Source organism: Thermostichus sp. OS-CIW-20 (assembly GCF_054061455.1).
Window position 1 is genome coordinate 1 of the sequence record NZ_JBSSEF010000023.1, and the last position, 24,383, is coordinate 24,383.

General features: G+C 55.2%; 18 protein-coding genes. 7 read left to right on the forward strand and 11 right to left on the reverse strand.

The window, feature by feature from the left end:
- Positions 1-541: 541 nt before the first annotated feature.
- The 3 genes from ACVWXC_RS08980 to ACVWXC_RS08990 all read left to right on the forward strand — a co-directional run bounded on the left by ACVWXC_RS08980 (position 542) and on the right by ACVWXC_RS08990 (position 3,148).
- A complete protein-coding gene (locus ACVWXC_RS08980; protein ID WP_011432125.1) occupies positions 542-685 on the forward strand; it encodes a hypothetical protein in 144 nt (47 codons plus the stop codon).
- Positions 686-1,264: 579 nt separating this feature from the next.
- Positions 1,265-2,164, forward strand: a complete 900-nt coding sequence (locus tag ACVWXC_RS08985; protein ID WP_457392230.1) for a 2OG-Fe(II) oxygenase — start codon at positions 1,265-1,267, stop codon at positions 2,162-2,164.
- A 60-nt stretch (positions 2,165-2,224) separates the two neighbouring features.
- Positions 2,225-3,148, forward strand: a complete 924-nt coding sequence (locus tag ACVWXC_RS08990) for a glycosyltransferase family 2 protein (RefSeq protein WP_414343507.1) — start codon at positions 2,225-2,227, stop codon at positions 3,146-3,148.
- A gap of 659 nt (positions 3,149-3,807) precedes the next feature.
- On the opposite strand, the gene ACVWXC_RS08995 is transcribed toward ACVWXC_RS08990, so the two are convergent.
- The gene (locus tag ACVWXC_RS08995) at positions 3,808-4,380 is read right to left on the reverse strand and encodes a type IV pilin protein (RefSeq protein WP_457392233.1); all 573 of its coding nucleotides are present in this window, start codon (positions 4,378-4,380) and stop codon (positions 3,808-3,810) included.
- 203 nt (positions 4,381-4,583) lie between these two features.
- Here ACVWXC_RS08995 and ACVWXC_RS09000 point away from each other — a divergent pair, with 203 nt between their 5' ends.
- Positions 4,584-8,375, forward strand: coding sequence for an FkbM family methyltransferase (locus ACVWXC_RS09000; protein ID WP_457392236.1), 3,792 nt, complete (start codon positions 4,584-4,586; stop codon positions 8,373-8,375).
- A gap of 214 nt (positions 8,376-8,589) precedes the next feature.
- Here the strand turns inward: ACVWXC_RS09000 and ACVWXC_RS09005 are convergent, their stop codons facing one another.
- Together ACVWXC_RS09005 and ACVWXC_RS09010 are read right to left on the reverse strand one after the other, a co-directional pair.
- Complete coding sequence (locus ACVWXC_RS09005; RefSeq protein WP_457392239.1) at positions 8,590-9,108, reverse strand: phosphoribosyltransferase; 519 nt, start codon at positions 9,106-9,108, stop codon at positions 8,590-8,592.
- 67 nt (positions 9,109-9,175) lie between these two features.
- Positions 9,176-10,090: a branched-chain amino acid transaminase gene (locus ACVWXC_RS09010; RefSeq protein ID WP_414393039.1), complete on the reverse strand. Its 915-nt coding sequence runs from the start codon at positions 10,088-10,090 to the stop codon at positions 9,176-9,178.
- Positions 10,091-10,252: 162 nt separating this feature from the next.
- On the opposite strand from ACVWXC_RS09010, the gene ACVWXC_RS09015 reads away from it, so the two are divergent.
- Positions 10,253-11,686 (forward strand): hemolysin family protein, encoded by a 1,434-nt coding sequence (locus ACVWXC_RS09015; RefSeq protein ID WP_457392243.1) that lies wholly within the window; start codon positions 10,253-10,255, stop codon positions 11,684-11,686.
- A gap of 4 nt (positions 11,687-11,690) precedes the next feature.
- Here the strand turns inward: ACVWXC_RS09015 and ACVWXC_RS09020 are convergent, their stop codons facing one another.
- Positions 11,691-13,226 (reverse strand): aminotransferase class I/II-fold pyridoxal phosphate-dependent enzyme, encoded by a 1,536-nt coding sequence (locus ACVWXC_RS09020; RefSeq protein ID WP_457392245.1) that lies wholly within the window; start codon positions 13,224-13,226, stop codon positions 11,691-11,693.
- A 127-nt stretch (positions 13,227-13,353) separates the two neighbouring features.
- Between ACVWXC_RS09020 and ACVWXC_RS09025 the strand changes: the two genes are divergently transcribed.
- Positions 13,354-13,920, forward strand: a complete 567-nt coding sequence (locus ACVWXC_RS09025) for a DUF2854 domain-containing protein (protein ID WP_011429883.1) — start codon at positions 13,354-13,356, stop codon at positions 13,918-13,920.
- Between the two features lie 385 nt (positions 13,921-14,305).
- Here ACVWXC_RS09025 and ACVWXC_RS09030 read toward each other — a convergent pair whose 3' ends face one another.
- The 5 genes from ACVWXC_RS09030 to pilM form a co-directional block, all read right to left on the reverse strand.
- A complete protein-coding gene (locus ACVWXC_RS09030) occupies positions 14,306-15,460 on the reverse strand; it encodes an Ig-like domain-containing protein (protein ID WP_457392248.1) in 1,155 nt (384 codons plus the stop codon).
- Positions 15,461-15,569: 109 nt separating this feature from the next.
- Entirely contained in the window at positions 15,570-17,690 is a 2,121-nt protein-coding gene (locus tag ACVWXC_RS09035; protein WP_457392251.1) for an AMIN domain-containing protein, read from the reverse strand.
- Positions 17,691-17,977: 287 nt separating this feature from the next.
- Positions 17,978-18,700, reverse strand: a complete 723-nt coding sequence (locus ACVWXC_RS09040) for a hypothetical protein (RefSeq protein WP_011429877.1) — start codon at positions 18,698-18,700, stop codon at positions 17,978-17,980.
- Entirely contained in the window at positions 18,700-19,404 is a 705-nt protein-coding gene (locus ACVWXC_RS09045) for a PilN domain-containing protein (RefSeq protein WP_011429876.1), read from the reverse strand. The genes ACVWXC_RS09040 and ACVWXC_RS09045 overlap by 1 nt, the downstream gene beginning before the upstream one ends.
- A 63-nt stretch (positions 19,405-19,467) precedes the next feature.
- On the reverse strand, positions 19,468-20,550 hold the full coding sequence (gene pilM, locus ACVWXC_RS09050; RefSeq protein ID WP_240530483.1) for a type IV pilus biogenesis protein PilM: 1,083 nt from the start codon (positions 20,548-20,550) through the stop codon (positions 19,468-19,470).
- A 249-nt stretch (positions 20,551-20,799) separates the two neighbouring features.
- Between pilM and ACVWXC_RS09055 the strand changes: the two genes are divergently transcribed.
- On the forward strand, positions 20,800-21,957 hold the full coding sequence (locus ACVWXC_RS09055) for an iron-containing alcohol dehydrogenase family protein (RefSeq protein ID WP_240527701.1): 1,158 nt from the start codon (positions 20,800-20,802) through the stop codon (positions 21,955-21,957).
- A 20-nt stretch (positions 21,958-21,977) separates the two neighbouring features.
- On the opposite strand, the gene ACVWXC_RS09060 is transcribed toward ACVWXC_RS09055, so the two are convergent.
- Together ACVWXC_RS09060 and ACVWXC_RS09065 are read right to left on the reverse strand one after the other, a co-directional pair.
- Positions 21,978-22,916: a DMT family transporter gene (locus tag ACVWXC_RS09060; RefSeq protein ID WP_457392255.1), complete on the reverse strand. Its 939-nt coding sequence runs from the start codon at positions 22,914-22,916 to the stop codon at positions 21,978-21,980.
- Positions 22,917-23,165: 249 nt separating this feature from the next.
- A complete protein-coding gene (locus ACVWXC_RS09065; RefSeq protein ID WP_011429872.1) occupies positions 23,166-24,284 on the reverse strand; it encodes a glycosyltransferase family 9 protein in 1,119 nt (372 codons plus the stop codon).
- Positions 24,285-24,383: the final 99 nt, after the last annotated feature.

Sequence of the window (24,383 nt, forward strand, 5' to 3'; positions counted from 1 at the left end):
GTGAAGACTTCTTTACTACTGATCAATCCATCCTCCTTCCAAAGTTGGTTTGCTAAGTGCTGCTATTGTACCCCTTGAGCCCTTAACAGGCTGTACTCTGGTCAAAGCTGGAAGTCCAAACAATAACTAGGTCAAACTCCTTATTTGTAATTTGCTCAGACTGCTGCACAAAGTCATAGAGGTCATAGTCTCCCTCTGGGCACTCCAACAATTCCTTAGAGAGATTGACAAAGTTTAGTCCAAAGCCCCTGGCTCTCCTCTTGGGGCAAAGACTGACCTGCCGATGTGAAAGCTGAGGGGGCGGGATATAGTCTGGCGGAGTTGGCCAATTGAGGAGAATTCGCGGAGCATTGGCCTTGATGTCTTGCATTTCTCGACTCCCCAAGTTGAGCGTCAGGTTCTTCTAGATCCTACAGGCTACTAGGATTGGACACAACAACAAGGGATCTCTGTTGCCCTGGAAAACGATAAGCCGAGCATAGGTTATAAGCAACCCCATGGATCCCTGTCTGCAAGAGCCGAATCCAGTTTACCTGCCTGGATGGCCCCTACCCAAGACGAGCTCTCCTACGACAATGGCATACCCATGGAAAGCTGGCGGCACACGTGCCAGATGGACTTGCTCATCTCCACCACCCATGCCGAGCGAGGTTTTGAGGCTGTACCCAGCGAAGTGGGAGGGTAGGAGGCCACCTGGATTCTGTGGGCCACTGCCGCTGGGGAACTGATGCCTGCCAAGGCTGAACTGGAGCAGCAAAGGGCTGAGCGCCTGGCCTAAAAGTTGTGAGAACTGGGGGTGGATCCGGGTACATTAAGCTAGAGCAGACGTCAGGGATCCCTCTCCATGCAGCGCCAAGACCTCGCACAGGATCTTGCCTTACAACTGGAGCAAACCCAGAGTCTCACCCAGCTATTGGACTGGGCCTTAGCTCGTCTCCCTGCCCAACAGATCTTCTGCCAGATTGGCTGGGAAGAGTCCGCAGCTATTCTGCAGGCAATGCTTCGCTATACTGAAAAGCTGGCGGTGATTCTGCGGGATCCTCTGCAGAACTCATCCGAAAAGCCAATTAGCACGGAAGATATCCAAACTCAAATTTCTCAATTGGGATTAGAAGAACGGGTTCTACTTTTGGAAGGTTCTGTTCCTGCCCTTCTAGCAGATCTATGGCACTGGTTCCCAGAGACCCAGATTGGCGTTTGCTTCCAGACTGAGCTCACCGATTATCGCACCCATCTACTTCGATCGTTGCTACTGCGGAATTACTTGGCTGACTTAGCCCTATACTTAGTTAACCATTGCCGCTACGGAGCCATAGCCCAAGCCAACCTAGATTTGATGGGGGTGGATCCCAGTTTTCACCTGCAGAAGATTTTGCCCAATCTAGGCCAAGGGATCCATCTCCTCACTTGGGATCCCCAGCACAAGGTCTTAACCGAACAGGATCTTGCTTATATCCAAACAATCGGCCCTGGATCACTACTGTCTGCTAACCCGGTATCCCTCACCTTTGCTCAGCCGGATCCTTCAGAACCCACCCGGTTTTACCCCTGTAAATACATCAAGCTGGACAACTTCCTGCCTCAAGAGATCAACCAAGCCATTCTCCAGCATGCAATTACCCACCAGGACAAGTTTGTTCCTTCCAGAAGCTATAGTAAAAACAACACCGAGGCCGAGTCACTAAAATTTCGTCGCTCCCTGCGGCTGGACTTTGCCCACTTTCAGGAGTATGGAGCCCTGCTGCGGGAAAAAATTGCGGCTGTTGCTCCCCAGATTTTCGCTGAGCTAGGCATCGAGAACTTCGACATTCAAATCTTTGAGATGGAGATGATTGCCAGCTATGATAGTTGTTATTTCGTCCCCCACATCGATAATTCCTACCTGCAAACAGCCTTCCGTCAGGTGAGCTGCGTGTACTACTTCCACAAAGAGCCAAAGCCTTACCGAGGAGGTGAGCTGCGCATCTACGACACCCAAAGACGAAAGCCCCATCCGCCAATTCTCTATGGAGCCTACGATGAGGTGATCCCGACCAACAATAGCATCGTCTTCTTCCTCAGCAGTTGTTTGCACGAGATCCTGCCGGTATTTAGTCATAGTCAAGCCTTTGCCGATAGTCGCTTTACCGTCAATACTTGGCTAGGATCCAAGCAATTTACCTAAAAGGCTTGCAGCTCCACTATGGCCAGAGTCTGTATTGTGACCACCGTTCGGGATCCAGGGGTGTGCTTGGAGTCGTTCATTCGCTATCACCTTGCTCTCGGAATCGCCCATATCTATATCTTCTTTGACGATCCGGAGGATCTCGCTGTTCAGGTAGCACTTAAGTTTTCCAATGTAACGGCTATTCCCAACGATGAAGCTTTGCAAGTCCAACAAGCACTGGGAAATGTTCTCTACCCAAAGTATGGCCCTCATGCTGGCTATGAGGTCATGGCTCGCCAGATTCTTAATGTAGAAACCGCCATACAACTCGCTCTTGAGCAAGGTATGGATTGGATTATTCATATTGATGGGGATGAGCTCTTCTATCTCGGCGAGGCGCTTACTTTAGACTGGTTTGACCAACTAGATAACGATATACTGCAAGTTCACTTCTTAAACTACGAGGCAGCTCCTGAAGCGTTTGAGATCGAAGACTACTTCCGCGAGGTCACTTTATTTAAGAAAAACCCTGCTATTTTGGATCCCGGATTCTATGCTGAGTTTCAGAGCATCTCCGGTAAGAGCCAATACTTTTTGGCTTATCAAAATGGAAAGTCAGCAGCTCGGATCCATCTCACTCTTTTGCCCAATAGCGTACACAGCTTTGATATTCCAGAAGATCATACCTTAGTAACATCATCCCCTTCTATTTTGCACTACTTAAACTGCGGATTTCAGAACTACTACAAAAAATACGCCCAACTGGGAAACTTTCCTGACTATTGGTGGCGCTCAAAATCTAATCCCATTCGAGTTCCCTTTCATCTGCTCTCAAGAGATGCCTACTGCTTAGGAAATACAAACGAGCTGGTAGACATTTATCAAAAGTTTATACTTTATGACGATTTCACAATCAACCAAAACCTCACAGAGAAGGGGATCCTCACTCGCATTCACTATCCTTCACAGTTGCTAGCGACTGTATCCACTCTGTCCAGTTGACCTATGGCTTAATCTACTCGTCCTGAGTGCAAAAATGCTGGCCCAAGAGAAAGTCCAAGAAAAGATCTCTTCCCTCACCAGCGAGCAACTAGCAGAGATCATGCTCTCTGCACAGGGGCTGCTCAGCAATGAACTCGAAGCGAGTAGCAATCCTTGCCCAAAGACTGCGAAACTGGGGGTGGATCCGGGTACATTAGAACGAGTAGTTTTGGGCACTAGGAATGAACTTCTCAACCTTGACTAGGTGAGAAGTCAAGCGGTCAGTAATGATACTTTCTACGATGGTCACACTTCCAAAAGAAATCCCTCTGCCTATGCCGGCTTTATGCGTCTCCAGGCTTCTTGATAGCTGTAGTATTTGAGAGCGTTTCTGTTGATCAGTTTAAGGTTTGGTTGATCGACCTCCATCCCTGAACTTCCCAAAGCAGTTTAAAGTTTCCCCTTAATCCGCCCACATCCTGGGTCGAGGTTGTCTGGAGAGGCAATAACTCAAGCCCGCCAACCGCTAGATCATCTTGCGTCAAAACTACAGAGCTGGGAATCTCTCCCGACATCATAGAACACTAAAAAAGCTCCCCGGTATGGGGAGCCAAATAGATGACCAAGTCATATAAAGTTAGCCAAGCAGGCCGCAGAAGCGATCTGCAACAAGGTATTGACTAGTCCCTGTCAAACACGTTGCAGGAGCGACCCACAAAGTATTGACTGTTCTGCTGAACTTCGGTGGCTTGATCCCCAAGACCAATCTCACACTTAATAGGTTTGTTGCCAAGGTTGACGTAGGCAGGCCCTTTACCAGTGTCAGCCTCCGTTGTGATCCTCACACCCGTCTGGCTTCCAGGTGCGTTCTTAAACACAGGCTCTTTGTAGATAGGGGTAATTGCAACCCACGGGTCATTCAGGAACTTGTCACCCTTTACCCCGCAGTAGTCAGGTTTAGCCCTGGCAGTTCTATTGCATTGGTTGGGGTTGATGTTTTTCCAGTCAGGGTAGACACTCGTGTCAAGGCGGTAAGCCTCGGAAGCACGGGAGACAGCCGTCAAGGCTGTTTGACCCTCAGCAGCGCGTGAACGACGGACTTGGTTCAAGAACTGCGGAATAGCGATCGCAGACAGCACGCCCACGATCACAATCACCACCAACAGCTCGATCAGAGTAAAGCCCTTGGCTTTAGAGAGGATTTGCTGAGCCAGTTTGGCCCGCAACAGAGACTGACGAGATTTTGCGCTCATGGGTACTTGATCCTTTGACAAACTGGAGAGTTAACTGTGCAGCTCACCTGCTAGTGCTAACTTACCCCGCTTGAGGGCGATTCATAACAGTCTGCCCCTGAGCACAATTGCGGATCTTTACGGGGTGGGCCTGAAAAGAGTCAGTAGTTTAGCCAAGTCGGTCTCAGCGTGGCAGATTAAGATCAGTGCTCTCCCTTCGACCCATGAACCCTGCGCTGCAAGCCCGGATCCTAAAAGCCAAGCAACTGTTTCAGCAGTCTCCCGATGCCTTTGCAGAATGGCTGGCCGCCCTGTACTCAGAGCAAGATGCAGATGCTTGGCGAGAGTTTTTGTGGGGCTTCTTTGACCTTTCCCCACCCCTGCAGTTGGATGTAGGGGCTTCCCCGTCTGACCCAGTAGCGATCACCCTTTTGGCGCTGGAGCAAGTTTTGATTTCCAACCGTCTAAGCCTCGCCTACCAATCCTACACGCCCCTGGTAAAGGCAAGGATCCTGCCCCGCGAGAAGGTCTTGGAGCTATTACTATCCCTCGCAGGCCGTCTGGAAAATAGCCGCATGCAGGATCCACAGCAGGGACTCCAGGTCTGCCTAAAGCTACGGGAGATGGCCTTCGAGCTGGAACCAAGTCGGCGGGATAATACTCAGATTTTGCTGTTCCAGGCTTTGCAAGCTCAAGACGAGCTGGCCGTAGGCTTTTACGGGCAGGCTTTGCTAGAGAGCCTGGCCAGTCTGGAAGACGACGAGACCTTGGACATCACCCAAGAGCCACTCCTGACCCAGTTGCTCACCCGACTCTGGGATGACGGCTACTTGGATTTGTTTTTTGAGCTGGCCACAGCCTTACAAGCTCATCTGCCGGGGAGTCAAAAATCAGGATTTGCTGCTTTGCTAGCCCAACTGGCTCATGCGGCAGATCCCGAGCAGGCGGGGCGCTATGAAGGTTTGTGGACGATAGAGAACCTGGTCGACGACTTCTTCCAAAAAGTAGCTTTTGCTCTTTTCGAGCACTCTACCAGCGATGGCTATTCCACCTTGGGGGAAGCTCTTCTCACAGCAGCCGAGAGCCCCCAGGTGCAAGAGAACTTTACCCTACGCCTAGCTCTTCTAGCAGAATCTTTAGGAAAGCTGATCTACGCCGCCCGATCCGAACGTGTAAACTTTGCTATCCAGAAGATCATGGATCTTCTTTCATCGACATTGATTGACTTGAATTCTCTAGAAGTAAGTGACGAAAATCTTCCTGAGAGCTTGACTGCGGCTAAGGTTGTTCTCTTCCGGGTTTGCGTTTGTTGGGGCTACCTAACTGATGATCGATCCCTAATTCGTTATTACCAGCAGCTTGCCGGTAGGATCTTTAGTGATTGTCTAAGCCTAATGGCTTCCCAGCGAGATTTTCTCTGGTCAGAGTATTGGCAGAAGAACCAGAAAGCCTATCAAAGAGCTAACCCAAGCAGTCGCAAACTGCGAGTTGGCTTTCTTGGCAAATGCTTCCAACGACACTCAGTAGGCTTTCTCAGCGAAGCCATTTTGCGAAACTTATCTCGTGAACTGTTAGATGTTGCTTACTACTGCTACCAAGGCCGAGAGAATGAAGAAGTGGCTAGCTATGACAACATGTATCAAAAGTTTCGCTCACATCAAAACCTTTACTTCCGCTTCTTTACTGAAGAAGTTAAACCTCCCCAGGTGGCTGCAAAAGCTCGTGAGGATCGCATCGATATTATGGTTTTCATGGACTCCATTACCAGTCAGGATGCCAACGTTATAGCGGCTTTGCGAACTGCCCCTATACAGATTGGTTGGCTGGGAGGAGATGCTGTTGGTCTGCCGGAGTTTGATTACTTCTTTGCCGACCCCTATATTCTTCCCGGAGATGCTCAGGCCGATTACCATGAGAAAATTATCCGTTTGCCTAGCTACTGCGCTGTCGAGCATCTGGACGTTATCCCTGCCGATGAGATAAACTTCGAAACCGAGCTTAGAATAAGCACGCGAGACGTCGTCTTTCTTACTGCGGCCAGCTCCTATAAGCGCACTGACGATTCTATCAATGCTCACTTGCAAATTCTAAAGGCTGTTCCCAATGGAGTCCTCATTGTCAAAGGCGCAGGGGAAATTGCTACGATTATCAGACACTATCAAGAAAGAGCTAAAGAATTAGGTGTTTTAGATCGCGTCCGGTTCCTGGCTAGAACCAGAAGAGCAGAAGAGCATCGCGGCCAACTGGCTCTGGTGGATCTGGTTTTAGATACCTTCCCCTACACAGGCGCAACCCACACTATGGAAGCTCTCTACATGGGCGTGCCAGTTCTCACCTTGGTAGGTCGCCATTACTACGGCCGCATGAGCTACAGTCTGCTCAAAAATATTGGTCTTGAAGACTGCATTACTTGGTCGGTAGAAGAGTTTATCCAGCGCGGGATCCAACTGGGTAATGATCCAGAGTGGATTAATCGGATCAAAAGGCAAATTAAGGATTCTCGCCGTTGGTCGGTGATTTGGGATCCAAGAGAACACGCTCGTAGCATGGAAGCTGCTTTCTTCCACATTCTCGAAGGTAAATCCCACGAAACTTATACGTTTCACCCCAACGACTTGTACTCAACTCCAGATGAATGGAATCAAGCTGGGATCCAGCTCATTCGATCCCTAAGTGCTGATGCTTCGGTTTCAACGCACCAATCCGCTTGGGAAGAAGCGCTGTCTTTGTGGCGAAGGGGCTTGGCAAGGGATCCCTATCATGTTCCGTGTTGGCTAAACCGAATCCATGCCCTATTGGTATTGGGCGATCGCTCTCGCGCTTTTGAAGATGCCTACGCTCTCCTAGAATTTCTATGCACGGAAGCACAAAGTATGCAACCTTCTCAGTTGACAGATGTTCCTATCTGGGTTGAAAGCGAAGGTTCTGCGGATCCGGGTGCTTATACAAAATACAGTTACCTATACTATCTAGCCAAGTGGATGGCTGCTCACGTTGGGGTCGTGTACAGCCCAGAAGCCATGCGATTTTGGAACCTAGCTTATTCGATAAACCCAGATGATAGACAAGCAGCTCTGGCGGTAGCGATTGAGCTTCTCTCGCAGAAAAAGATAGAAGGGCTAATACCAGTCAACCACATACTTGGCCTTGACCCAACCCATCAACAAGCAAGTCTGGTCAAGCAAATTGCAATGTGGGAGGTTGTACCTCAAGTGAAAACAGCTTCTTCCCCTGCGCAGCCCGATCTTTACTTTGACTACGAAAATTGCAAGTTATTCCTCGAACCTTCGTTTTCAAGTATCGTCACCCGCGTCTTACTTGCTCAAGGAGAATGGTTTGAGGATGAGATTAGCTTCTGCAAGCACTTTTTAAGACAAGGGATGAATGTAATCGACGTAGGGGCAAATGTTGGGGTATACACTTTCCTTGCTGCGCATCGAGTAGGTCCTACAGGAAGCGTGATTGCAATTGAACCTACAGCTTCCTGTGTTCGGTGTATGCAAAAAACAATAAGTGCTAGCTCCTTAGAAGATGTTGTCTTCCTTATCGAAGCTGCCGCTGGGGATCATGAAGGCACTGTTCAGTTACAAGAAGAAAGAGCTAGTGTATTCAACTCTATCGGCGATTCAAAGCAAAGGCCGGAACAAGTATCGAATGATGGAAAGGTTGTAAATCTCATTACTCTGAACTCTGTCTGGCGCTCGAGAGGTGAACCCCAGATTGATCTCATCAAGATTGATGCAGAAGGTGCAGAAGAGCAGGTTGTCTCCGGTGGGCTAGAATTACTTGCCGCCGGCCACCCTATCATTATTTTCGAGAACAGACATGTCTCCAAGGTTACCGGAACTGCTACAGCTAAAATACTGGAGCCTTTAGGCTATGAGTTTTATACGTACAATCGTTTCCTGAATAAGCTAACTAGGGTCAGACCTCAGCAATACCCAGTTTCTGCTCTAAACATTATTGCGATTCATCCTTCAGATCTGGAAAAAGTTGCAGACATGATATCGGTTTAGAAAGTTGGATCCGAATTTTGCTCTTTTGCTTGTGTTGAGCAAGGAGCTTTCCAGGGCTGGGTGGTTTCTGTTGTACGAGCAAGTCATTCAACTTTTCTGGGGAACAGAGCTTGCAGTGGGGGTGGGCAATCGTAAGTAGACAGCTCATGCCAAGAAGTCCAACTGACGTTAGACACTGCAGGCGCCGCGAGCAAACCAATTTGAGCAAATTCGACTAACCGGAAGAGCCTAGCAACTGCATCAGCTGCTGGGGTGTCATCTGCTCGTAGGGTTCGAAGGGCTGGTGAATCCAAGGGTTATCCGGCAAATAGTCCACATAGTAATCCGGTTGATAGATGGAGGCTGCTTTATACCAGAGCACGCCGGTGCGGATTTCCTCGATGTAAAAGCCGTAGTGGTGCTTGAGCCAGTGGACAGAGCGCTTCAGGGTCATGCCGGAATCGACCAAGTCGTCCACCAACAACACGTGGCTGCCCAGGTTGGCGGTGGTCATGGCCAAATCCCGCGAGAAAATTAGCTGCCCTCGCTGGCGATTGCCAGGGCCGGAGTAGGAAGAAGCGGCAAGAATTGCTAGAGGGAGATCGAATAGGCGGGCTAGAGTGTCGCCAATACGCAGCCCGCCCTTGGCGATGCAGACAATTTGGTTAAACTCCCAGCCGCTTTCGTAAACCTTGACGGCCAGCTCTTCGATTTTGCGGTGGTAGTCGGCCCAGGTGATGGAAATCTCGTGCAAGGGATCCCTCTCCAGCTCTAACTATCTATATCGCATCTAGCCAGCCTGGAGATGGCAATCTAAGACTTTAGTTCAGAGGGATCACCTTTACCCAGTGGGAATAGGCGGGATCCCGGTTTTCCATGATGGCTGTGAGCTTCTGCCGCAGTTGCTCGGTAATGGGGCGGGACGACGGCAGGACGTACTGCTCGATCTGGCGGATGGGCGTGATCTTGGCGGCGGTGCCAGTGAGGAAGGCCTCGTCAGCGATGAACAGCTCTGACTTATCGACAGGGCGTTCTTGGGTGGGGATCCCTAGGTCGCGGGCCAAGGTGAGGACGCTGTCGCGGGTGATCCCTTCTAGGATGTCCTGGTCGAAGCTGGGGGTAATCAGCACGCCGTTGCGCACGATGAAGATGTTCATGCCCGAGGCTTCGCTCACTTTGCCCTGGGAGCTGATTAAGATAGCTTCGTCGAAGCCAGACTGTACTGCCTCGGTCTTGGCCAGGGAGGAGGTAATGTAGGCACCAGTGATCTTGCCCCGCAGCGGTAGGCTGCGATCCTCCTGGCGGGCCCATGAGCTGATGCGGCAACTTACCCCTTCCGGCGAGAGGTAGTCTCCCAATTCCAACCCGTACACGAAGAAGTCTTTCTCGATGTTGTGCAGCCGCGGTGAGATGCCCAGGTCGGAGGTATACACCAAGGGGCGGATGTAGAAAGAGGTGGAAGGGCGGTTTTTCCGGATCAGCTCCACAATGACCTGCTCGATCTTCTCCGCAGGCAAATCGAAGCAGAGTAGGCGAGCACTTTGGCTTAGCCGTCGGCAGTGGCGATCCAGGCGAAACACCAGCACTTGATCCGGATTTTGCGGATCGGGGATCCCGCGCAGGCCGCCAAACGCTGCCGTCCCGTAGTGCAGAGCATGGGTGGCAATGGAGATCTTCGCCTCGGCAAAGGGAACGATCTGGCCCTGAAAGTAGGCGTAGGGCAGAAAATCGGGCATGGTCGGCACCTACTGCAGCAGGAAAAGGGGTAGGAATATTATCGCCGATTGACGCAGCAGCGGGAGTCCGCCGTTCTCTAGCCCACCTGAGGGGCGCCAGAGAATCAAGGGCCGGGGGCGCTCTAAGCTAGAATGCTGTCTATCCGTCTTGCTGCTCCCCTGATGGACGACCCTCCTTTAGGCTCGGCACCTAGCTCTAAGCTTACGTGGGGAGAGGCGTCTCTCAGTCTCCTCTGGATTATTGCCCTTCTCCTCATCAACGCTTTCTTTGTGGCGGTGGAGTTTTCCTTGGTTTCGGCGCGGCGCTCCCGCATGGTGCAGTTGGCCGGTGAGGGGAACCGCCAGGCGGCAATGGTCCAAAAAGCCCAGGAGCAGTTGGAGTATGCCCTCTCCACCGCCCAATTGGGCATCACCCTAGCCAGCGTCCTGTTGGGCTGGATCGGGGCTACCCAAGTGGCGCCGACGCTGTTCTTGGCTCTGAGGCAACTGCCCTGGTTGCAGGGTATGGATCCCGCTCTTGTGCAAGGTGGGTCGGGGGTAGCGGTATTTTCGCTTCTCACCTATTTGCAGATCGTGTTGGGGGAGCTGCTCCCCAAGACTCTGGCCATTCTCTACTCGGAGCCAATTGCCCTAAAGCTGGCCTGGCTCAACCGACTGGTAAGCCGCTTTTTACATCCTTTTGTGGAGCTCCTGCGGTTTTCCTCCCGCTGCGTGCTGCGCCTTTTGGGCGTCCGCGTTCCGGAGGCTACTTCTTTTTACAGCACGATGACGGTGGAGGAGCTACAGCTGCTGATTGCCTCGTCGGTGGAGTCGGGCAACATCGAGGCGGAGGAGCGGGAGCTGTTGAGCAACATCTTTGAGTTTGGCGAGACAGTGGCCAGCGAGGTGATGATCCCGCGCACCAGCATCGACGCCGTGCCCGAAACCGCCACAGTCCAGGAGGTGCTGGCGGAGGTGGCCGAATCAGGGCATTCCCGCTACCCGGTCTACGGCGAGTCTTTGGACGACATCCGGGGGCTGATTCACGTCAAGGAGCTCATTGGCGAGCTGGCCAAGGGATCCTTGGATTTGCACAGCCCCATTGCTCCCTTCATTCGGGAGGTTCACTTTGAGCCGGAAAACAAGCTGATCGCAGAGCTCTTGCCGGAGATGCAGCGGCACCACTGGCCGATGGTGGTGCTAGTGGATGAGTTTGGCGGCACGGCGGGCCTGATTACCATTCAGGACTTGGTGGAGGAGATTGTCGGCAAGCTCTCCGATGGGCCGGATCCCAAAAGGAAGGAGCCGGACATCGAGGAGCTGGACGAAAACACTCTCCTTATCCAGGCCCAGTTGGACATCGAAGAGGTCAACGAGCGCTGCCACCTTAACCTCCCCTTGCATGAGGATTACCAAACGCTGGGAGGCTTTTTGATTTACCAGCTGCAGAAGATCCCGCGCGTAGGGGAAAGGTTTACCTACCAAGGCCTCGAGTTCCAGGTGGTGCGCATGGAGGGGCCGCGGGTGGATCGGGTGAAGGTTGTCCGCCACCGCCGCAGCTCTCCCAACCCCCTGCCTTCCCTGCCCCCTGCTCAGACGGCGCAGCCGGGCACTTGAGGAGCTAGGTTTTGACGACCTTGAGGGTCTGCAGCCGCACATCTTCGGGGCCGTTGATAAAGCCGCCTGCCTCGTGCACCAACAGCAGATAGTCCACCGCTTCCTGGGTCACTTCTTCGCCGGGCACCAGGATTGGGATCCCAGGGGGGTAGGGGGAGATGATCTCGGCACAGATATGGCCCACAGCCTCCTGGAAGGGGATCCGCTCGATGGGGGCGAAGAAGGCCTGTCGCGGCGAGAGCCGTTGCGGCGGCAGGGGAGGGCGTTTTAACTGGGCCAGGCGCCGCAGTTTCTCGGCCAGCGCCAGCGAGGGCTGGGATCCCTGCGCCTGCTCCGACAAGGCGGCCACGCTCTCCACCAGCCGGTCAATATCCCGCTGGGTATTGCCCAGGCTAATAATGAAGACCACGTTGTGCAGGGTGGACATCTCCGGCTGCACGTGGAAGTGCTCGTTGACCCAGTCGTGGGCGTCGAAGCCAAAGAGGCCCAGCCCCGACACCGTCACGGTCAAGCGGGTGCGATCCAAATCGAAAAAGCCGGGAGTGGAGCCAATGCGTTCCGGGCCAAAACAGAAGATCCCGGAAATACGGTTGAGGCGGGCGCGGGCCTGATCCGCCAAAGCCAGGGCTTGGCCCAGGAGAACTTCCCCTTCCAGGGCCATCTGCCGCCGCGCCACGTCCAGCGACATCATGAGCACGTAGTTAGGGCTGGTGGACTGCAGCAGCTGCAGGATGTTGCGGACTCGGTTGGGATCGACTCGGGATCCCTTGAGGTGCAGCATCGAGGCTTGCGTCATGCCGGAGATGACTTTATGGGTGGACTGCACCACCAGGTCGGCGCCGGCTTCCAAGGCGGAGAGGGGCAGTTCTGGATGAAAGCCCAAGTGGGGCCCGTGGGCCTCGTCCACCAGGAGGGGCAGGCCGTGGGCATGGGCAATGGCTGCCAGCGCTTCTAAGTCGCAGCAAACCCCATAGTAGGTGGGGCTGACCACCAACACGCCCTTGGCGTCGGGGTGCTCGGCCAGGGCCTGCTCCAGGCCGGCAGGAGTGATGCCGTGGGCAATGCCCAGCTCCGAGTCAAAATCCGGCTCAATGTAGACGGGCACCGCCCCAGAGAGGATCACGCCGGCAATGGCCGACTTGTGACAGTTGCGCGGCAGCAGAATCTTGTCCCCTGGGTCGCACACCGCCATCACCAGGGTTTCTACGCCACAAGTGGAGCCGTTGACTAAAAACCAACTGCGATCGGCGCCGTAGGCCGCTGCGGCTAGCTCCTGGGCCTCTCGGATCACGCCGTCGGGATCGTGGAGGTTGTCCACCTCCGGCAACTCGGTGAGATCGGCCCGGAAGACGTTTTCTCCCAAAAACTCCCGCAAGTCGGCGGCGATCCCGCGTCCCTGCTTATGGCCTGGCGTGTGAAAGGGAGCCTTGTCCAAGCTGCAATAGTGGCGGATGGCCTCAAAAAGAGGGGCCCGCTCTTGGGCTTTGCGGTCCAGCAGGCGCAGACGACGGGACGCTTTGGACAGATGCGACAGAACCATGGACCACTCCCCAACACACCAGCGTCCAGCCATTATCCATCCCCAGCCTAGCCAAGTCCACCCTCAAGGTCGCCTCAGGAAGTGTCTTTCCTGCTAGCCTGGGTTTCAGGTTGCCTTTTCTTCCTGTATGTTTGAAAAACTGCCTCTTCCCCTGAGCACGCTCGTGTTGCTGGCGGGCGTTGCCGCCACAGCTTGGGGCTTTGCCCAGTACAGCGATCCCACCCTCAATCTCATCGGCCTGTTTGTCGGGATCCCTCTGCTGCTGGGGGGGGTGACCATGAAGGTGGTGGAGCTCAAGCCAGTGCCTGCCCTGACGTCCCCTTCGCCAGAAGTGCTCCAAGCCCGCGCTCAGCAGGCCACGGAAATTCAAAAACAAGTCCGCGCCGACATCACCAAATATAGCTATGGGGCCAACGCCCACCTGGAAGAGGCCCTGGAGTTTCTCGGCCTGCGCGGCCCTCTGGAAGCAGACCTACCCAAAATCAAAGGCTACAGAGAAGAATTGCGGGATGGCCGCTACACCCTGGTGCTCCTGTTTGATTCGCCAGCCGTTTCCTTCCAGCAATGGCAGGAAAGCTACCAAAAAAAAATGCAGGGCTTCTTTGGCCGCGACGTGGAGGTGCAACTGGAGCAGCCCCGAGAACATCAGGTGGAGCTGGCGCTCATCGCCCGTCCCGGATCCCAGGCCACCTGAGCAAGACGGCGGGGCTTAGGTCCTTTGATTTCACAGTTTTGTTCTTAAGATTAGAACGACTCACACAGGTGTGTTCAGAACTGAAACACTAGAGGAAGGAGACTTGGGGATCCCTATTTTTTGAATGGTAAAAAGTTAGCAGGATTCCTCTCTGAGCGACACGAAAACAGCGCCAGCAATGACGCTAAGCTCTCGTCCTCAAGCTGGTTGCCAGTCGCTTGCCAAAAGCTTCTACAACCCACCTCATGCAATCCAAGGGATCCCTGGCAGCAGTTGTCACCAGTTGGTCTCGTAGGGTTTTGGTTCCAAGATAAGCAGTTGGTCAAGAAACTTAACATCTAGGTCAACTCATCTTAACTCAATAAAGACTCCCCGAGCCATCGGGTTAACTTTTGTAGGTCTCAGCAGCCCAATCCTGAATAATCCAGGTACGCAAGATCTGGATTTCCTCAGGGCTCAAGTGGCCCAAGCGATCGGTGCCGGTGCCGTTGCGGCGAATATAGGCCAATTCGGGAGATCCGCTGCGTCCAATAAAAGAGCCGGGAAATTCTCCTTGGGGATCACTCACGGGGGGTCTCGGCGTCGGCATGGCTCCTGTCCCAAGCTCCAACAAGGAACCGGGGGCGTCGGCCTCTTTTCCTTCCCCATTCAAGGGGATCCCTGCCGCCCGCTGAATAACAGCATGGCGAGCCAACCAGCGCGGTTTCAGCAACTCGCTATTTTCTGATCCGGGCGTTACGTAACGCATCACCGCGGCATAGCTATCCAAAGGGCTGCGCCGCATCCGACCGGCCCGCTGATGACAACCCACACAGCTAGCATCCAGTAGGGGCTGAATATCTCGCTGGTAGGTGTATTGAGGCTCGGTGCGGAAGGTCAACTCTATGGGATTTTGTAAATCGAGCTCTTTGGCAGCAGGTAAGAACACTCTGTAATCAGTGCTGTAGCTGAGTGGCTGTAAAGGCTGTACAATTAGCTCGTTGCCCTGGATATCAAAGGCTACTTCCAAAGGAGGCTGGATCCCAAAAGCCAAACTCGTTATTCCTGTCGGAAGCTCTCGGTCGAAACGCAGGCGAATGCTTTGACCAACTGGGATCCCTCTTTGGCCATTGGAAGGATTGCTGGAGACCAATGTAGTTCCATTTGCAGAGGGAGCAGTAAACTCTACCTGACCCTGCTGCACCGGTGCTCTCGGTTGTAAAAGAGCCAACGCATCAGGATAGAAAATGGTATGCTGCTCCAATTGAGCGGGGGAGGGGTTTTGCTGCCAAACGCTGCGAGGCATTCGCACGGTAAATAGAGGGGCTTGCCGATCCCCGGCTTGTCCCAGTACCTCCAAGGTGATCTGCTCCGGCTGCGGTTGAGCTTGAAATTGTTGCGCCAAAGCTCGCCAAACCAGAGGACGTGATTGCTCGACTAGCTGCGAATAGCTCTGACCCTGTACCGGTAGAGAAAGGCGATGGGTTTGCGACCACCCTGTGTCAATCGAAGCCAGCGCCCCAGCCAGAGCCAAGCTCAGCAGCAGGGATCCCAGTCTCAACCAAAATCGGCAAGAAAAGCTTGACCTTAGCATTTAAACCAAGATGTCTTTATAGGAAGGTAACTAGCTCAACAGGAAGAAAGCGGCTTGCAGCGATAAAGATTTTCCTTCAGTCCTCCAAAATTGTCGGCGTAATTAGGACTACAATTTCAGTTCTCTCATTTATCGTATTTTGCCTACGAAAAAGAGAACCCAGCAGAGGAATCTCAGAAAGCAGTGGAACCCTGTCAACAGATACTCGATCCTCCTCTCGTATCAAGCCTCCCAAAAATAGGGTTTCTCTGTCTTTCAGTCTGGTTTGCAAAGTTCCAACAGAACGCTGGTTCAGCAAGCTAATTACGGTGCCATCTGCCAAAGTAACTTGGCTACCGATGGATGAAATCTGAGGAATGAGATTTAACGTAACATAGCCATTATCGTCAATCCTAACATTTTGAATAAGCAAGTTAACTCCTGCGTTTCCCTTCTCGAAAACAACTACTGACTGGCCCGTTGCGGGATCCGTTTGTATTCTCCTGTTGGTAATGACTTCTTGGCCAACCACAACAGCCGCACCGGTGTTGTTGGCAACGACTACTTTTGGATCGGCCAATATCTTAGCTGTCCCCGAAGCAATAGATGCATCTATACGAGCTGCAAGAGACTGCTGGAGCCGGTTTAAAGTATTAAATACAAGTGAGCCCCCAGTTGCTGGAGCCGGAACCGAACCAACGTTAGGAACTGAGGATCCCTCGGGTTGGCTAAGAGGAGTTCCACCAAAGGTGGTATTATCTCCAGAACCCAGCGCAAAGTTTCCAGATGCACCACCTAATGCAACTCTTAAGTCAGAGTTGTCGTTAAGGTTAATCTCGATAAACCTGGCGCTAATCAAGACCTGTCGACTTCTGAGATCAATTTGGGCAAGATATGCTGCTATTACGTCATGTTGGGTAGGTGTGGCAACAATAGTCAGTGAATTCGTTCTTGGATCTGCTTGAATGGCCGATTCCTGAGCCAAAGGAATGTTTGATGCTTCCAAAATGGCTAGAATTCTGCTTCTAATTTCACTCGGAGTAACACCTAGCTGCCTAGCCGTGATTTCAGTTGTTCCACCTCCACCTGCGGCACCGGCAGCAGTTAAATCAAAGTTTTGGATCTCCTCTTCGATTCTCAGTTGATTGAGTCTGTACGTCCTGACGATCTGCTGACCAACCCCAGGGAGTGTAGTACCAATGAAAACTGTTTGCCCTACGCGAGACGCTTGAAGCTCCTTCAAGCGCAAAATAAAGTTAAATGTTTCTTGTAGAGGTGAGTCAGCTACATCTAGGGAAATCGTCAAGTCCGGAGGCACATCATTGAGAACTACATTAAGCCCAGCTCGACGCACCAGTAGGCTTAACACATCACCTACAGGAGCATCTCTTAAGGTCAAAGTGATCTTGGCATTTGAACCCAAATCCACCGGGGGAGGAGCTGGAATAATACTGCCAACGGCAAGATCTCCAGCCGGGGGAGCCATTGCTCGACCTTGAAACGGAGAAACATCAGGATTGACAACCCCTGGCGGCAGTTGGGGTTGGTTGAGCTGGTCCACAGAAGGCACCTGAGAAATCACGGGTGCAGCAGGAGCAGCAGGTGTGGGAGGAGCCGCTTGAGCGGTCGGCGGAGGGGCAGGGTTTTGAGCGACCGGCTGGGGGGCAGGGGCAGAAGCTGTTGGCTGAGGAGTAGGAGCCGTGGGTTGAGGTCGGGTTGGGGATACCGGTTGACTGGGCACTGCAGCCACTGGAACCGGTGGGGCAGAGGGTAGGCCCTCAAAATCGAAGACCAACTGCGTTGGGCTGCGCTGGGCCAGCAAGCCCTGGGGAGCTGCCGCAACGCCGGCAATTTCTATCCGCACGCTGTCATTGCCCATTTGCTTGGCCTCGATGAAGCGCACTCCCGGCAGGGGAGACTCCTGACGATAGCGACCTTGACCTCCATCCAGTTGGGCATTGGTGATATCCCCAATCCAAGATTGGCCCTGCTGGGTAAAGAACACCTGTGGACGGGCGCCCCCTGCGGTGTTGATCTCCAGCTTCATGCGGTTGCCGTGGGGCACCAGGCGGATATCGGTAATGCGGCTGAGGCTTTGTGGATTGGCGGAGGTCAACTGCTGGGCGGCGGCTTCATCGAGCTGGCTTTCCACAGCCAACAGGGGCAGTGAAAGGATCAAGCTCAATGCACATCCCCAGGCGACTCGACGGTTCATCATCCTCACACCTCACTCCGTTAGCCAAGCGTGTTTCTGCTTTACTTCAGCACGGGTTCACCCAGTGCTTCCCTAATCAAAGCCGAAATTTTCGGCTTTGCCACTACCTGCAGCCGCTTTAGGGGAAATTTTTCGATAGGCAACACTATCTGTGCTTTTCCCCAATGGTTCCCATTTCCCGCCCGTCCCCTCCAATCCCAGTAGCGAGTCTCTTCAGGTGGGATCCCGTGGGGAAGCGACACTCAAACGCAGTGTATAGATTGGCTACAGATTGGCCTTGCCAAGCCGGGCTACTGGCTGGGTGTTGGCTGTCCTCCCTCAGGAGGTGTTTGCCCTTCAGGTGCAGGAGCAGTGCCGAGAGGAACGCCTTTGTTGTAGTAGTAAGCAACCAGATCGAAAGCGGCGTCTAGGTTCTCTGTGCCTTGGCCAGGGTTGAGAGAGATGTTGCTCACCCGGAACAGAGCGCGAAAACGCTCGATGTCTCTCATGAGGTTGATGATGTCGGTGTAGGGACCCCGCAGGGTGACGCGGGTTGTCTGCAGTTGGATGGCTGGGGCGATGATGGCAGGCACTTCTGGGTTGTTCGAGGAAGCTGGCGTCAGAGGGGAAGGGCTGAAACTGAGCAACTGAGCATTGGGTTGTCCCCGCACCAGTCGGTTGAGATCGATCAGTTGCGTGTCGGCATTCTCGGGGGTGGCGAGCAAGGCGCTGATCTGTTGCTGCTGCACGCGAGCCCTCTCGATTTGGTTGGGCAGATCCTGTAAGCCGGCAATCTGGCCCTGTACCTCCTGCAACTGGCTGGTTTTTTGGGCTACCTCTCTTTCTAAGGCTTGCACCTCTCTAATCAGAGGACGGAGTTGGGTGAAGGCCAAAAAGCTCGCCGCGCCCAGGCCCAGGATCCCGATCAACAGGCCAATGCGAATAGGGGTCAGCTCGACCCCCAACAATACCGGCGGCCCTGCCGGAGGTGCCACCAGTTGTTCGTCGTGAAAACTTTCCACCGAGCCGGTCATCAGTTCCCCTCCACTTGACGCAAAATGCGGATCTTTTCCACCAAGCCTATCGCTCCCCGCTGCTCCAGCTCGCGGGTCAACTCCGGGTCGGGATCCCCTATGGTTCGAATAGTAACCGTTAGGCCGTAGGTGACGCTGGGTTCAGTTTCAGGGGTGCCCTCCACTCGAGAGGCACTGTTGAGAACGGCACTGGTTACGAAGTTGGAATCCAGCAGAGTGAGCAAAAAGTCGTTCACCAAGGGAAAATCCAACGCCCCGCCTTGGATGTTCACAGTATCGCCAGAGGCGCTGATGTTGGTTATCCATACCCCTTGCCCAGGGATCCTGCGCCGCAGTTCTTCTAGAATGGCCGACCAGGGCTGGACGGATCCGAGAAAAGAGCGAAACCCTTCCGTCTGGGTGCGAATGGTTTGCAGTTCTTGGCTGAGGCCCTGGAGTCGGGTCAACTCGGCATTGGCTGTGCTGAGTTCACCGTCGAGGCGGGTTCGCTCTGCCCTCAGAGTATTCCGCTGACGGGAAAAGCTGTCTTGGAAATACAAGAAAGCCCCCATGGCCACAGCAGCCACGGCAACCCCCAGACCAATGGCCAAAGCCCAGCTCTCAGCTCCGGCGGCAGTTTCCGGGCCAGCCACCACTCCCCCTGTCTGAACTGTGGTGGGAACCTCCGGTCTTTCTTTCAGAAAGTTGATCTCTGGTGTGTACATCTCACCGCCTCGCTCATGGTTGGGTATTGCGCTTAGGGGATCCTCTTGGGCGGATCCCGAAGACTACTTGCTGGCTTCCCGCATGGCCAGCCCCAGGGCCACTCCCATCGCCGGTCGCTCCTCCAAGGGCACCTCGATTGAATCCGGTATCAGGATGCTGCCGAAGGGATCCGCTAACTCTACGGCCAGGCTCAGCGACTGCGACAAGAAACCATCCATTTGGCCAATAGCCGCCCCCGGCCCAGCCAACAATACCTTCACCACAGGGGAGTTACTCTCTGCGCTGGTAAAGAAATCAATGGAGCGCCTCAGCTCGTCCGCCAAATCGGAAACGACCCGCGCCACGGCTGCCACGCCCGGGTTACTGGGAACCGGTTGCTCTCCCGTGGCCAAAACATCGGCGGGGTTGATCAAGGGTAACCTTAGAGTTCGCAACAGGTCGCCGGTGCGGCTAACCGGCAAATTCAGGGCCTGGGCTAGCACCTGCCGCATGTGAATGGTGCCGATGTTGACGGTGCGGGTAAACTGCGGGATGCCGTTGACCAAGATGCTGATCTCGCTGCTGTCGTAGCCGATGGAGCTGAGCAACACCGCCTCTTGGGGGCTGTACTGGATGAGTTGGTCACGGATGGTGCGAATGAGGGAGAAGCTGGCCAGCTCCACACAGCGCGCCTTCAAGTTGGCCGCCTGCAGCACGGCCAGGTAATTGTCCACCACCTCTTTGGGGATGGCTGCTAGCAGCACCTCGATGCGCTCAATGCCATCCTGGGAAAGGTCTAGGCCCAGGGGCTGGTAGTCCACATCCGCCTGATCCCGGGGGTAGGGGATGTAGAGCTCCGCCTCCTGTTCTAGAACCACCCGCCGCAACTCATCGGCAGGCAGGTCAGCAGGCAGGCGAATGAGACGGACGATCGCCTCTCGCACCGGCACCGCGGTCGCCACTGGCAAGCTGGTGGGCACCTTGTATTCGTTTAGTAAGTTGGCCAATGTCAAGCCAACTGTGCTCGGATCAAGAATGCGCCCCTCGATCACTGCCCCCTCTGGCATTTCCACGCTGTGGTAGTGAACCAGACGATAGCGACCATTGCCCTGCTTCTTGACTTGGGCAACAGCAAGGCGCTCGGGATTGATATCTACCCCAAGCATGGTTTGAGTTTTGGAGCCACCAAGAAAGCCGAACACGCCCTGCCCTCTGCGCCACTGCTAGACGCATACTACCCAATTTGTCTGGGGGTTACCACCATTTGCAGTTGACTGCTGGCAAAGATTTGTGCTAGCTGACCCTCCCCTGCCAGGGATCCCAACCCGTTCCAAGCAAGCGAGGCTTGCCTGTAGCTACACCCTAGATGGGAAAGGCAGAACTTGCGGCTAGAATCGTAGTCTGTATCTATATATATGGACACTGGGCTGACCCTATCGCCCCTCTTTGAAATGCTGAGAACTTGTGAATTCGACCTGGCCATTCCGGCCCCAGGCCGGCTATACCGCGGCAGCGGCATCCTCGAGGCTGTCCCCCTGACAGCTCTGGGATCCCGCGTGTTGGTGATCGGGGGGGAGCGCTCCCTGGCCGTGGCCGAGCTGCCCCTGAAGCGCAATCTGGGGCGGGATCCCGCCGTTCAGGTTTACTGGAGCACCTATGGTGTCGACTGCAGCGAGTCGGAGCTGGCTCGCCTACAGGCCCTGGCCACGGCAGAGTCCGTAACCGGCATTGTAGGGGTGGGGGGCGGCAAGGCCCTAGACACGGCCAAGTTGGTGGCCCATCGCTTGGGGATCCCGGTGGCGACGGTGCCCACCTCCGCTGCCACCTGTGCCGCCTGGAGCGCCCTGTCCAACATCTACTCTGACACAGGTGCCTTTCAGCGGGATGTGGCTTTGGATCGGGCACCTGCCGCTTTGATTCTGGACTATGAGCTCATCCTGCAGGCCCCGGCGCGCACCCTGGTGGCCGGGATTGGAGATGCCTTGGCCAAGTGGTACGAGTCTTCTGTCAGCAGCGGCGCCTCGGAAGATGCCCTGGTGATCGGAGCTGTGCAGCAGGCCCGCGTTTTGCGGGATTTGCTCTTGCAACAATCGGTGGCGGCCCTGCGGGAGCCGGGTGGCACGGCTTGGAAGCAGGTGGTGGATGCCTGCATTTGCCTGGCGGGGATCGTCGGCGGCATGGGAGGGGCCAAGTGTCGCACCGTGGCCGCCCACGCCGTTCACAACGGCCTAACCCATTTGCCGGGACACCGGGCCACCCTGCACGGGGAGAAAGTGGCCTTTGGCATTTTGGCCCAGCTCCGCCTAGAGGAGATCCTGCAGGGAAGCCAGTTGGCGCTGGCCGCCCGCACCCAGTTGCTGGCGTTCTACCGCCAGGTGGGGCTGCCCCTCAACTTGCGGGATCTCCACCTCGACCACCTGGGATCCGCCGAGCTGCTGCAAGCAGCCCAGGTGGCCTGCCAGCCAGGCTCCGATATCCACCACCTGCCCTTCCCCGTCAGCCCGGAAGCCCTGCTGGTGGCTCTTACCACCACCGACCTGACCAGCTCCAGCCCCGCCTTGCTGAGGCTTTAGGCCCGCCAGCCTCTGCCACCTTAAACTTTGCCGGTACGGGCCTGAGTTTTCCTCACCCGCCGCCGCGCCTCGCCGTAGGCCCCGGAGGTGGCGCCTGCCAAGATCAGGGCTCCGCCCAGCCAGGTCCACCCATCTGGGAGCTCGGCAAATGCCCAGAAACCGATTAGACTGGCCCAGAGCAAGCGGGAAAAATCCAGAGGCAGCAGCATCGTCACCTCAGCCAGCTTGTAGGCTTGGGTGAGGGCCACCTGGCCCAGGCTGCCCAACAGCCCCATCGCTGCCATCCACAGCCACTGCTCCGGCGAAGGCCAGGTCCAAACCCAAATAGCAGCCAAGAAGGAAAGGGGGGTCTGCAACAGGCCCATGTAGGCCGTGATCGTGAGGCTGGACTCGGTGTGGGCGAGGATCTTGAGCACAATGGTTACCCAGGCAAAGAGCGCTGCCGCCGCCAAGGCCAGCCCCGTTCCCAAAGAGAACTCCCGCAAGCCCGGCCTCAACACCACCAAAGCCCCGACAAACCCCAGGCCCAACCCCAGCCAGCGGGAGGGGCGCATCTGTTCGCCCAATACCCAGACCGCCATCATGCCGGCAAACAAAAGCTGGACAAAGCTCAGCGCCGTGGCCTCTGCCAAAGGCAAGAGGCTGGCCGCCCAGAAGGAAAGCAGCATCCCCACCGTGCTGATTGCCGAGCGCAGGAGGTAGAAGCTCATCTTGGCGGTGCGCAGCGAGTGGATCCCTGCTCGCAAAAGCAGCGGTACCAGGGCAAGAAACCCGAATAGGTTGCGCAAAAACACAATCTCAAAAGGGTGCAGGGCAGGCGTGTTGAGGCGGATGATCGCCCCCAGGCAGGCAAAGCAGAAGGTGGCCAGCAGCTTCAGGGCAACCCCTTGCCAAGCCCTCTTGTTTCTCCGCTCGGCAAGGTGATCCACCTGGTGGCGATACCCCGTCCCCAAAGTCACAGCTCACACCCAAATGGTTTAGGCACAGAGTTTTCAGCCTCGGGCTCTCAGCTTAACCAGGCTCCTAGGGATCCGGCTGCGCTTCTGGGCACTCCCTGCCGTCCACTGGCCCATCTGATCGGCGGGGCGGGGATCCCTGGGAGCTATGGCCATCTCAAATAGCCATGAACAAGTTGTTCCCTCGCTCCACAGCTCCCCTCTCCCAGAGGGAGAGGGGCTGGGGGTGAGGGGAGAGACGGGCTGGAAGGTCTAGGTCTTCTTCAGGATCTGTCGGAGGTAGGCAATCACTGTCTCTGGCTTGAGGTGGGCCATGCAGGGGTGGCCTTCCACCAGGCAGGCTTCGTTTTTGAACTTGTTTTCTGCGCAGATCCGGCATTTATAGGAAGTCTGGGTAACGTAAACATGGGGCAGGCGTGGAGCCCACAGCCGCACGGGGCTAGCTCCATCGCCATCGGCGTCGTTGCCAAACAGGGCAATGGTGGGGCAGCCCACGGCCGCCGCAATGTGCATCGGCCCCGCGTCCACGGAAATACAAACCCGCGCCCGCTTCAGGGCCCCGGCCAACTCGAGGAGGCCGGTCTTGCCCCGCAGGTCGATCATCCCCGTCTGGATCAGGAGTTGGTCTTCGCCGTCGCCGTGGTAGAGGGATCGCTGTAGCTCGGGGGCGCTGCCAATGAGCCCCACCTGCAAGCCCTGCCCCTGGCACCATTCGATCACCTGGCGCCAGTACTGCAAGGGCCACATCTTGGCACGGCGGGTGGTGGTGATGTGCACCAAGACTTCCGGTACTGCAAAGTCGGGATCCCGGCTGGGCAGCTCCAGGCGGAAAAAGTCGGTCTCTACGTAAGCCAGGCGGCAGAAGATCTCGGCGATGTAGTTGCTAGTGAGGATATCTTTGTAGCGCTGCAAAAACGCCAGGCTGTTCCAGTCGTCGTCCTGGAGCATGCGCTGCACCGGGTCGGAGCCGGGATCCAACTTGCGGCGAAAATCCAGGGTCAAGCCGGCCCCGGCAATGTACCGGGGTCGCAGGGCCGTCACCGCCACCAGGTTGAGCTCGCTGAACTCGTCGCAGTTGATGGCCAGATCGTAGGGCCCGGCCTGGGCCACCCGATCCCGCACTGCCGCCGTCAGGGCCTCGAGGTAATCGGGGCGGCGGCTGTAGAGGGGGAAGCTGAAGTCGATATAGGGACAGTGGAGCTCAAAGTCGCGGGTGGTCTCGCTGCCGAAAAAATCCAGGACACAGCCGGGGTATTTCTCCTTGAGGCCGCGCAAGAGGGGGACGGTGACCACGAAGTTGCCCACCTTGCTGGAAGAAAATACCGCTAGGTGGGGCCGTTCCCGCAGAGGCTGGTTGGCAAACCGTTGCATAGGGTTGGGATCCCCAAAAAAAGCCGTTTGCGTCGGCGGTGCGGAGCACGTTTGCTAGGCTAGCATCCCCAGATCCCCTTCGCGGCCAGCGCCGGGATC

Excerpts from the sequence above, each read along its gene's own strand:
- ACVWXC_RS08980 (WP_011432125.1), top strand. The coding sequence starts at position 542 with ATGGCCCCTACCCAAGACGAGCTCTCCTACGACAATGGCATACCCATG.
- ACVWXC_RS08995 (WP_457392233.1), bottom strand. The coding sequence starts at position 4,380 with ATGAGCGCAAAATCTCGTCAGTCTCTGTTGCGGGCCAAACTGGCTCAG.
- ACVWXC_RS09000 (WP_457392236.1), top strand. The coding sequence starts at position 4,584 with ATGAACCCTGCGCTGCAAGCCCGGATCCTAAAAGCCAAGCAACTGTTT.
- ACVWXC_RS09010 (WP_414393039.1), bottom strand. The coding sequence starts at position 10,090 with ATGCCCGATTTTCTGCCCTACGCCTACTTTCAGGGCCAGATCGTTCCC.
- ACVWXC_RS09015 (WP_457392243.1), top strand. The coding sequence starts at position 10,253 with ATGGACGACCCTCCTTTAGGCTCGGCACCTAGCTCTAAGCTTACGTGG.
- ACVWXC_RS09020 (WP_457392245.1), bottom strand. The coding sequence starts at position 13,226 with ATGGTTCTGTCGCATCTGTCCAAAGCGTCCCGTCGTCTGCGCCTGCTG.
- ACVWXC_RS09025 (WP_011429883.1), top strand. The coding sequence starts at position 13,354 with ATGTTTGAAAAACTGCCTCTTCCCCTGAGCACGCTCGTGTTGCTGGCG.
- ACVWXC_RS09035 (WP_457392251.1), bottom strand. The coding sequence starts at position 17,690 with ATGATGAACCGTCGAGTCGCCTGGGGATGTGCATTGAGCTTGATCCTT.
- ACVWXC_RS09040 (WP_011429877.1), bottom strand. The coding sequence starts at position 18,700 with ATGACCGGCTCGGTGGAAAGTTTTCACGACGAACAACTGGTGGCACCT.
- ACVWXC_RS09045 (WP_011429876.1), bottom strand. The coding sequence starts at position 19,404 with ATGTACACACCAGAGATCAACTTTCTGAAAGAAAGACCGGAGGTTCCC.
- pilM (WP_240530483.1), bottom strand. The coding sequence starts at position 20,550 with ATGCTTGGGGTAGATATCAATCCCGAGCGCCTTGCTGTTGCCCAAGTC.
- ACVWXC_RS09055 (WP_240527701.1), top strand. The coding sequence starts at position 20,800 with ATGGACACTGGGCTGACCCTATCGCCCCTCTTTGAAATGCTGAGAACT.
- ACVWXC_RS09065 (WP_011429872.1), bottom strand. The coding sequence starts at position 24,284 with ATGCAACGGTTTGCCAACCAGCCTCTGCGGGAACGGCCCCACCTAGCG.